This is a genomic window from uncultured Amaricoccus sp. (genome assembly GCF_937858865.1).
Lineage (GTDB): Bacteria > Pseudomonadota > Alphaproteobacteria > Rhodobacterales > Rhodobacteraceae > Amaricoccus.
Genome location: NZ_CALLYO010000231.1, coordinates 1 through 9,338, shown reverse-complemented (window position 1 = coordinate 9,338; position 9,338 = coordinate 1). Strand labels below are relative to the sequence as shown.

At 71.2% G+C, this 9,338-nt stretch carries 7 protein-coding genes; all 7 read left to right on the top strand.

Annotated elements, in window-relative coordinates:
* Positions 1-228 precede the first annotated feature (228 nt).
* The 7 genes from Q0112_RS06335 to Q0112_RS06305 are packed head-to-tail and all read left to right on the top strand — an operon-like array spanning position 229 to position 9,270.
* The gene (locus Q0112_RS06335) at positions 229-537 is read left to right on the top strand and encodes a DUF485 domain-containing protein (protein WP_297972864.1); all 309 of its coding nucleotides are present in this window, start codon (positions 229-231) and stop codon (positions 535-537) included.
* Positions 534-2,255 carry a cation acetate symporter gene (locus Q0112_RS06330; protein WP_297972862.1) on the top strand — a complete coding sequence of 574 codons (1,722 nt, stop codon included), beginning with the start codon at positions 534-536 and terminating at the stop codon, positions 2,253-2,255. The genes Q0112_RS06335 and Q0112_RS06330 overlap by 4 nt, the downstream gene beginning before the upstream one ends.
* A gap of 46 nt (positions 2,256-2,301) precedes the next feature.
* Positions 2,302-3,780, top strand: a complete 1,479-nt coding sequence (locus tag Q0112_RS06325; RefSeq protein ID WP_297972860.1) for a putative nucleotidyltransferase substrate binding domain-containing protein — start codon at positions 2,302-2,304, stop codon at positions 3,778-3,780.
* A gap of 13 nt (positions 3,781-3,793) precedes the next feature.
* Positions 3,794-4,057: a hypothetical protein gene (locus Q0112_RS06320; protein WP_297972858.1), complete on the top strand. Its 264-nt coding sequence runs from the start codon at positions 3,794-3,796 to the stop codon at positions 4,055-4,057.
* Positions 4,054-6,789 (top strand): sensor histidine kinase, encoded by a 2,736-nt coding sequence (locus Q0112_RS06315; RefSeq protein WP_297972856.1) that lies wholly within the window; start codon positions 4,054-4,056, stop codon positions 6,787-6,789. The genes Q0112_RS06320 and Q0112_RS06315 overlap by 4 nt, the downstream gene beginning before the upstream one ends.
* Complete coding sequence (locus tag Q0112_RS06310; protein WP_297972854.1) at positions 6,764-7,129, top strand: response regulator; 366 nt, start codon at positions 6,764-6,766, stop codon at positions 7,127-7,129. The genes Q0112_RS06315 and Q0112_RS06310 overlap by 26 nt, the downstream gene beginning before the upstream one ends.
* On the top strand, positions 7,126-9,270 hold the full coding sequence (locus tag Q0112_RS06305; protein ID WP_297972851.1) for an exonuclease domain-containing protein: 2,145 nt from the start codon (positions 7,126-7,128) through the stop codon (positions 9,268-9,270). The genes Q0112_RS06310 and Q0112_RS06305 overlap by 4 nt, the downstream gene beginning before the upstream one ends.
* Positions 9,271-9,338: the final 68 nt, after the last annotated feature.

Below are 9,338 nucleotides of genomic sequence, written 5' to 3'. Positions count from 1 at the left end.
ACTACGGCTCGCTCGGCGACACCTCCACCCTCGCCGACCCCGCCGTCGTCGACGAGCTCATCGGCAACCGCATGAACCGCGACTGACCCCCCGCCCGCCCCGCACGATAAGCGGGGCGGGTTAACCTTCGTTGAAAGCTGGTAAACGACTCCCGCCTTTCTTCGTCATCCCAACGACTTGGCCAAAGCCCGCACTGTGCGGACCCCGTGCGGGGGACAGGAGGAACCCATGGAAACACCCTTAGCAGAGCGGATCGCCGCCAATCCGGACTACCAGACGCTCAGGAGCACGCGGCTGAGGTTCGGCTGGACCCTGACGATCGCGATGCTCATCGTCTATTACGGCTTCATCCTGCTCATCGCCTTCGAGAAGCAGCTCCTCGCCCACCGGATCGGCGAGGGCGTGATGACCTGGGGCATCCCGATCGGCTTCGGCGTCATCGTCTTCACCATCATCATCACCGGGATCTACGTCCGCCGCGCCAACAGCGAGTTCGACGAGCTCTCCGAGAAGGTCAAGCGGGAGGCGCTGAAATGAGCCGCAGCATCCGAGGGTTCTCCGCCGCGCTCGCCGCTGCGGCCTTCCTCTCTCCGGGGGTCGGCTTCGCCGCCGACGTCATCCAGGGGGCCGAGAAGCAGGCGACCAACTGGACGGCGATCGTCATGTTCGCCGCCTTCGTCATCCTCACCCTCTTCATCACCAAGTGGGCGGCCTCGCGCACCAAGTCGGCGGCCGACTTCTACACCGCCGGCGGCGGCATCACCGGCTTCCAGAACGGCCTCGCCATCGCCGGCGACTACATGTCGGCGGCCTCCTTCCTCGGCATCTCGGCCGCGGTCATGGTCTCGGGCTACGACGGGCTGATCTACTCGATCGGCTTCCTGGTCGGCTGGCCGATCCTGACCTTCCTGATGGCCGAGCGGCTGCGCAACCTCGGCAAGTTCACCTTCGCCGACGTGGCCGCCTTCCGCTTCGAGCAGAAGCCGGTGCGCATCTTCGCCGCCTCCGGCACGCTGGTCGTCGTCGCCTTCTACCTGATCGCGCAGATGGTCGGCGCGGGCTCGCTGATCGAGCTCCTCTTCGGGCTCGACTACTGGATCGCGGTGGTCGTCGTCGGCGTGCTGATGATGATCTACGTGCTCTTCGGCGGCATGACCGCCACGACCTGGGTGCAGATCATCAAGGCCTGCCTGCTGCTCGGCGGCGCGACCTTTATGGCCTTCATGGTGCTCTGGAACTACGGCTTCAGCCCGGAGCGGATGTTCGCCGCAGCGGTGCAGGTGAAGAGCGACATCGCCACCGCGGCGGGCAAGACCCCCGAGGAGGCGGCGACCGCCGGCCAGTCGATCATGGGCCCCGGCAACTTCATCAAGGACCCGATCTCGGCGATCAGCTTCGGCATGGCGCTGATGTTCGGCACCGCCGGCCTGCCGCACATCCTGATGCGCTTCTTCACCGTTCCCTCGGCCAAGGAAGCGCGCAAGTCGGTGATGTGGGCGACGACCTGGATCGGCTACTTCTACCTGCTCACCTTCATCATCGGCTTCGGTGCCATCACCTTCGTGCTGACCAACCCCAGCTTCCTGACGGCCGAGGGCGCGCTCGTCGGCGGCAACAACATGGCCGCGGTGCATCTCGCCAACGCCGTCGGGGGCAACATCTTCCTCGGCTTCATCTCGGCCGTGGCCTTCGCCACCATCCTCGCGGTGGTCGCCGGCCTGACGCTCTCCGGTGCCTCGGCGGTCAGCCACGACCTCTACTCGACGGTGATCAAGAAGGGGAAGGCCGACAGCGCGGCCGAGCTCCGGGTGTCGCGCATCACCACGATCTGCCTCGGCATCGTGGCGGTCATCCTCGGCATCGCCTTCCAGAAGCAGAACATCGCCTTCATGGTGTCGCTGGCCTTCGCGGTCGCCGCGTCCGCCAACTTCCCGGTGCTGTTCCTGTCGATCCTCTGGAAGGACTGCACCACCAAGGGCGCCGTCGTCGGCGGGTTCCTCGGGCTCATCTCCTCGGTGGTGCTGACCGTGCTCTCGCCCTCGGTCTGGGAAGCGACGCTCGGCTATCCGGCCGGGTCGGCCCCCTTCCCCTACACCTCGCCGGCGCTCTTCTCGATGACGCTCGCCTTCCTCGCGATCTGGCTCGTCTCGAAGATGGACAACAGCGCGCGGGCGAAGCTCGACCGGGCCGGGTTCCTCGCACAGCAGGTGCGCTCGGAGACCGGCATCGGCGCCGAGACGGCCTCGGCCCACTGAGCACGGGGGAGCGGATCCGATGTCGGACCCCGAAACGGGCCCTTCGATGCCGGATCGGCTCCCCGACACCCCTGTCGGCTCGCCCCAAGGGCGGGCCGACGCCGAGCACCGCGAGCGGCGCGAGTTCGTCTCGCTGATGGCGGCGCGGGTGCGCGACGCCGCGTTGCGCAAGCCCTACTTCGTCGACGCCGGCACCGACCTCGTGACCCTCTGCCGCGACCTCGCGGCGCGCGGCATCGCCGATGCCCTGGTGCGCGACGGCGACCGGCTCGGCATCTTCACCACCACCAACCTGCGCGAGGCGCTGATCGCCGACCGGCCGCCGGCCGCGCTCCTCGTGCGCGAGTTCACCGCCTTCGCGCCCTTCGCCGTCGCAGCGGACGACCCGCTCTACGATGCGCTGATCCTGATGCTGCGCCACCGCATCCACCGCGTGCTGGTGCGCGAGGGCGAGGAGGTCGTCGGCATCCTGAGCCAGCTCGACCTGATGGGCTTTCTCGCCAGCCACTCCCACCTCATCGCCCACCAGGCGGCGCGGGCGGTCAGCGTCGAGGAGCTCGGCGCCGCGGCGCGGCAGATCGACGCGCTGATCCGCGTGCTGAGCGAGGACGGGGTGCGCGTCGAGGTCATCGCCGGCATCGTCAACAGCCTCAACCGGCAGATCTTCCGCCGGCTCTGGGAGCTCGTCGCGCCGGCCGAGCTGCGCGCCGCGAGCTGCCTCATCGTCATGGGCAGCGAGGGGCGCGGCGAGCAGATCATCAAGACCGACCAGGACAACGCGCTGATCCTCAAGGACGGCTTCGCCTTCGAGGGGCTCGAGGCGGTGACCGAGGCCTTCACCGCGGCGCTGATCGAGTTCGGCTATCCCCCCTGCCCCGGCGGCATCATGCTGAGCCGGCCGCTCTGGCGCCAGCCGCTCGAGGGCTTCCGCGCCGCGCTGCGCGACTGGACGCACGGCAGCGACCCGGAGGGGCCGATGAACCTCGCCATCTTCCTCGATGCCGCCGCGGTGGCCGGGGACGCCGGCCTCCTCGCCGAGCTGCGCGCCTATCTCCGGCGGCTGCTCGCCGGCAGCGACGCCTTCTACGCCCGCTTCGCCGCCGCCATCGAGCAGTTCGGCGCCGAGGGCGGCTGGTGGCGCCGGCTCCCGGGACTGCGCGGCAGGGAGGCGGCCGAGATCGACCTCAAGAAGCTCGGCATCTTCCCGCTGGTCCACGGCGTGCGCACGCTGGCGCTGCAGTACGGCGTCGAGGCGCTCGGGACCGAGGACAGGCTGCGCGCCCTCGCCGCCGCCGGGCGCATCGAGGCCGGCCGCGCCCGCGATCTCACCGACGCGCTGCACCTGCTCATGGGGCTGAAGCTCTCGAGCAACCTGCGCCAGATCGAGGCCGGGCGGGCGCCCGACAACGCGATCCGCCTCGCCGAGCTCGGCACGCTCGAGCAACAGGCCCTGAAGGACTCGCTCACCATCGTGCGCGACTTCCGCCAGTGGCTCGCGCTCCACTTCCGCCTCGACGCGTTGTGACGGGGAGGGCCGGGTGAGAGGGGAACGGCGCCCGCGGCCACAGGTGCTCGTCGCCCTCTGCGCCGCCGGGCTCGCGCTGCTGAACTTCCCGCTGCTCGCGATCTGGGATCAGCCGGCGACCGTCTTCGGCCTGCCGCTCCTGCCGGTCGCGCTCTTCACCATCTGGGCCGGGCTCATCCTCGCCCTCGCCCTGGTCAGCGAGGGCGATGCCGCCGAGCGCGGCGCCCCCGGCGACGGGACCGACGCGCCGGACGGGCAGGAGGACGACCGGCCATGATGACCCCGGGCATGGTCCTCGGCGCCGCCTTCGGCTACCTGCTCCTGCTCTTCACCATCGCCTGGTACGGCGACCGGCGCGCCGCGCAGGGACGCTCGGTGATCGACAACGCCACGCTCTACGCGCTCTCCTGGGGGGTCTACTGCACCGCCTGGACCTATTTCGGCAGCGTCGGGCGGGCGGCGAGCGGGGGGATGTGGTTCCTGCCCATCTACCTCGGGCCGATGCTCGCCATGCTCCTCGCCTGGATGGTGGTGCGCAAGATGGTCCGCATCGCCCGCACCTACCGCATCACCTCGATCGCCGACTTCATCGCCAGCCGCTACGGCAAGAGCCCGCTGCTCGCCGCGCTCGTCACCCTCATCACCGTGGTCGGCATCGTCCCCTACATCGCGCTGCAGCTGAAGGCGGTCTCGGCCGGCTATCAGGTGCTGACCGGCCCTTCCGCCGCGCCGGTCACCGCCTGGTGGAAGGACGGCACGCTCTACGTCGCCCTGGCGCTCGCCGCCTTCGCCGTCGCCTTCGGCACGCGGCACCTCGACCTCGCCGAGCGCCACGAGGGGATGGTGGCGGCGATCGCCTTCGAATCGGCGGTCAAGCTCGTCGCCTTCATCGCGGTCGGCGCCTTCGTCACCTGGGGCCTCTTCGACGGGATGGACGACATCTGGGCGCGGACCGAGGCCATCCCCGAGCTCCGCACGCTGCTGCGGCTCGACCAGAGCGCGGCCTCCTTCGACTATGCGCAGTGGTTCGCGCTCACCATCCTCTCGATGCTCTCGGTGCTGCTGCTGCCGCGGCAGTTCCAGGTCATGGTCGTCGAATGCGTGAACGAGCGGCACATCCGCCGCGCGGCCTGGCTCTTCCCGCTCTACCTGCTGCTCATCAACATCTTCGTCCTGCCCATCGCTTTCGGCGGCCTGCTCCATTTCGGGCCGGGGCAGGAGAACCCGGAGACCTTCATCCTGTCGCTGCCGCTCGCGAGCGGCGCGCACTGGCTCGCGCTCTTCGCCTATATCGGCGGCTTCTCGGCGGTGACCGGCATGCTGATCGTCGAGACGGTGGCGGTGTCGACAATGGTCTGCAACGACTTCGTCATGCCCTCGCTGCTGCGCCTCGGCCGCTTCGGCAGCCGCGAGGGCGGCGACCTCACCCGGCTCCTGCTCAACATCCGCCGCACCGCCATCCTCGCCGTGCTGATGCTCGGCTATTTCTACTTCCGCGTCGCGGGGGAGGCCTATGCGCTGGTGTCGATCGGCCTCATCAGCTTCGCCGCCGTGGCGCAGTTCGCGCCGGCACTGCTCGGCGGCATGTACTGGCGCGGCGGTACCCGCGCCGGCGCCTACGGCGGGCTGATCGGCGGCTTCGCGGTCTGGGCCTACACGCTGATGCTGCCGTCGGTGGCCAAGTCGGGCTGGATCCCGGCGGGCTTCATCGACGACGGCCCGTTCGGCCTGACGCTGCTCGCGCCGGAGCGGCTCTTCGGCCTCGCCCAGCTCGACTATCTCACCCACTCGCTCTTCTGGAGCCTGCTCGCCAACGTCTCGCTCTACGTCGGCCTGTCGCTGGCGCGGAGCCCCTCGGCGCGGGAGGCGAGCCAGGCGCTGCTCTTCGTCGACGTCTTCCGCCGCGGCGGCACCGAGCCGGTCTTCTGGCGCGGCCGCGCCCGGCTCGACGACCTCCGCGCGCTCGCCGGGCGCTTCCTCGGCCCGGTGCGGGCGCAGGCGCTCTTCGACGAGCATGCGCGCGAGGTCGGCGTGCCCGTGCCCGACCTCGTCGCCGACGCCCGCCTCGTCGACCGGGTGGAGCGGCAGATCGCCGGCGCCGTGGGCACCGCCTCGGCGCGGGTGATGATCGAATCGGTCGCGCAGGAGGAGCCGCTCTCGATCGACGACGTGCTCGAGATCCTCGACGAGGCCTCGCAGCTGCGCGGCTATGCCCGGGCGCTCGAGGAGGCGACGGGCGAGCTGCGCGCCGCCAACGAGCAGCTGAAGAGCCTCGACCACCTCAAGGACGACTTCATGTCCTCGGTGACCCACGAGCTCCGCACCCCGCTCACCTCGATCCGCGCCCTCTCCGAGCTCATGCTCGACGATCCTGAGATGGAGGCCGCCCAGCGCCAGGAGTTCCTCGGCATCATCGTCTCCGAGAGCGAGCGGCTGAGCCGGCTGGTCAACCAGGTGCTCGACCTCGCCAAGATCGAGTCGGGCCACGCCGAGTGGCACAATGCCGACGTGGACCTGCGCGCGCTCGTCACCGACGCGGTGCGCGCGACCTCCGAGCTCTTCCGCGAGGGTGACGTCTCGGTCGCGCTCGACCTTCCCGAGGCGGTGCCGCTCCTGCGCGCCGACCCCGACCGGCTGACCCAGGTGATGCTCAATCTCCTCTCCAACGCCGCCAAGTTCGTCCCCCGCGCGGGCGGCAGGGTCGCGGTCACGCTGCGCGACGAGGGCGAATCACTCGCCGTCTCGGTGCGCGACAACGGCCCGGGCGTGCCCCTCGCCGAGCAGGCAACCGTCTTCGAGAAGTTCCGCCAGGGCGGCGATGCCCTGACGCGGCCCCCCGGCACCGGTCTCGGGCTTCCGATCAGCCGCCAGATCGTAGATCATTTCGGCGGAACGATGTGGCTGGAATCGGAACCGGGCAAGGGCGCCTGCTTTGCCTTCCGCCTGCCGCTAAGGCCGGACGGGAAGGCGGGGGGAAACGACAATGGGCACGAAAGTGCTGATCGCTGACGACGAGCCCAACATCGTCGTGTCGCTCAGCTTCATGATGAAGCGCGAGGGCTACGAGGTGCTGATCGCCCGCGACGGCAGCGAGGCGCTGGCGATGATCCGCGCCGAGAAGCCGCGGCTCGTGCTGCTCGACGCGATGATGCCGGGGATGACCGGCTTCGACGTCTGCGAGGCGGTGCGCGCCGACCCGGAGGTGCGCGAGACCCGCATCCTGATGCTGACCGCCAAGGGGCGCGAGAGCGACGTCGCCCGCGGCCTCGGCGCCGGGGCCGACGCCTACATCACCAAGCCCTTCTCGACGCGCGATCTCGCCGCCAGGGTGCGGGACATGCTCGCGTGAAGCTCGACCGGCGCCTCGCGATGGCCGCCCTGGCGCCGGGACTGGCGCTGGCGGCCTGGCTGGCGCTCGGCGCGCTCCTTGTCGGAGCGACGCTCTCTGGCGAGGAGCGCACGCTCGCGCGCCCGCTCCTCGCCGGGCGGGAGGCGCTCCTCTTCGGCTGGTGGCTGCTCGCCGCCCTCCTCGGCGGCTGGATGTCGTCACGGCTCCACGAGGCGCATGTCGCCGCCACCGGGCGGCTGACCGACGCGACGCGCCTCCTCGTCGGGGACGTCAACGCGCCGGCGCTGGTGCCGGCCGGGGCCAAGCAGCAGCGCCTGCTCGCCGAGGCGATCAACGCGCTCGCCTCCGACCGCCGGGCGCTCAAGGCCGACATGGCGCGGCTGGTCGAGGAGGCGAGCGGCAAGGTGGCGCTCGAGCGCGACCAGCTCGGCACGCTGATGGCCGAGCTCAACCAGAGCGTCATCGTCTGCAATGCCGACGGGCGGATCCTGCTTTACAACGGCCGCGCCCGGGCGCTCTTCCGCCGCCTCTCGACCGCCCCCGCGATCGCCGGCGGGGCGGAGCTCATCGGGCTCGGCCGCTCGATCCACGCGGTGATCGACAAGGCGCTCATCGCGCATGCGATCGAGGCGATCGAGCGGCGCGCCGCCCGCGGCGAGGGCGCCGCCTCGAGCCGGTTCGTCACCACGACGCCGGCCGGCCACCTGCTGCAGGTCAGCCTCGCCCCGGTGCGCCCCGGCGCCGCCGGCGCGCCGCTTTCCGGCTACGTGCTCCTGCTCGACGACATCACCGAGGACTATGCCGCCCAGTCGCGCCGCGACGAGCGGCTGACGCGGCTGACCGAGGCGAGCCGCGCCTCGCTCGCCAGCATGCAGGCCGCGCTCGACATGCTCGACTATCCCGACCTCGACGCCGCCGAGCGCGAGGGGTTCCTGGCCGTGGTCCGCGACGAGGTGAACACCCTCTCCGCCCGCCTCTCCGACCTTGCCGCCGATGCCTCCGAGGATCTGCTCACCCGCTGGCCGCTGCAGGAGATGCTCGGCGCCGACCTCCTCACCGCCGCCGCCCAGCGCATCGAGGCGACCACCGGCCAGGCGGTCGCCGGCACCGAGGTCGACGACGGCCTCTGGCTCAACGTCGACAGCTTCGCCCTCACCCAGACGCTCGCCTTCCTTGCCCACCGCCTGCACGAGACCCCGGACCGGCCCCCCCTCACCCTCCGCCTCGCCCCGGCGGCCGGCGGCTGGGCGCATCTCGACCTCGTCTGGCCGACCGGCGAGGACGCGCCGCACCGCCCCAAGGGCTGGCGCACCGAGCCGATGCAGCTCGCCGAGGGCGGCTCGCCGCTGTCGGCGCGCGACGTGGCCGAGCGGCACGGCGGCGAGATCTGGCTCGCTCACGACCGCCCGCGCGGCCAGTCCTTCTTCCGCTTCCTCCTGCCCGTCGCCACCGGCCGCGACGCCGAGGCCGGCCCGCCCGAGCGGCCGGAATACTACGACTTCGACCTCTTCGCCGTCAGCGACGCCGCCCGCGCCCTCGAGGACCGCCCGCTCGCGGCGCTCGCCTATACCGTCTTCGACACCGAGACGACCGGCCTCGACCCGGCGGGCGGCGACGAGATCATCCAGATGGGCGCCGTGCGCATCGTCAACGGCAAGCTCCTGCGCGGCGAACGGTTCGACCAGCTCGTCGATCCGGGGCGCAGCATCCCCGAGGCTTCGATCCCCTTCCACGGCATCCGCCCCGAGATGGTGCGCGGCCAGCCCCGCATCACCGAGGTCCTGCCGGCCTTCCACGCCTTCGCCGCCGAGACGGTGCTCGTCGGGCACAATGTCGCCTTCGACATGCGCTTCCTGCAGCTCAAGGAGGCGGCGACCGGGGTCCGCTTCGAGCAGCCGGTCCTCGACACGCTGCTGCTCGCGAGCGTCGCCCAGCCCGACGAGATCTCGCATTCGCTCGAGGCGATCGCCGCCCGCCTCGGGGTCACCGTCTCCGGGCGCCACTCCGCCGCCGGCGACGCGCTGACCACCGCCCAGGTCTTCCTGAAGCTCCTGCCGCTGCTCGGCCAGCGCGGCGTCGCGACCCTCGGGCAGGCGCGGGCGGCCGCCGAGGCCTCCTACTACGCGCGCCTGCGCTACTGACCGTCCCGCCCGGCGCCGGCAGGCCGAGCACGGAGCCGGCCGCGCCTCCCGCCGCCGCATCGGCCGCA

Coding starts and splice junctions, on each gene's coding strand:
- Q0112_RS06330 (WP_297972862.1), top strand. CDS start 534: ATGAGCCGCAGCATCCGAGGGTTCTCCGCCGCGCTCGCCGCTGCGGCC.
- Q0112_RS06310 (WP_297972854.1), top strand. CDS start 6,764: ATGGGCACGAAAGTGCTGATCGCTGACGACGAGCCCAACATCGTCGTG.
- Q0112_RS06335 (WP_297972864.1), top strand. CDS start 229: ATGGAAACACCCTTAGCAGAGCGGATCGCCGCCAATCCGGACTACCAG.
- Q0112_RS06325 (WP_297972860.1), top strand. CDS start 2,302: ATGCCGGATCGGCTCCCCGACACCCCTGTCGGCTCGCCCCAAGGGCGG.
- Q0112_RS06315 (WP_297972856.1), top strand. CDS start 4,054: ATGATGACCCCGGGCATGGTCCTCGGCGCCGCCTTCGGCTACCTGCTC.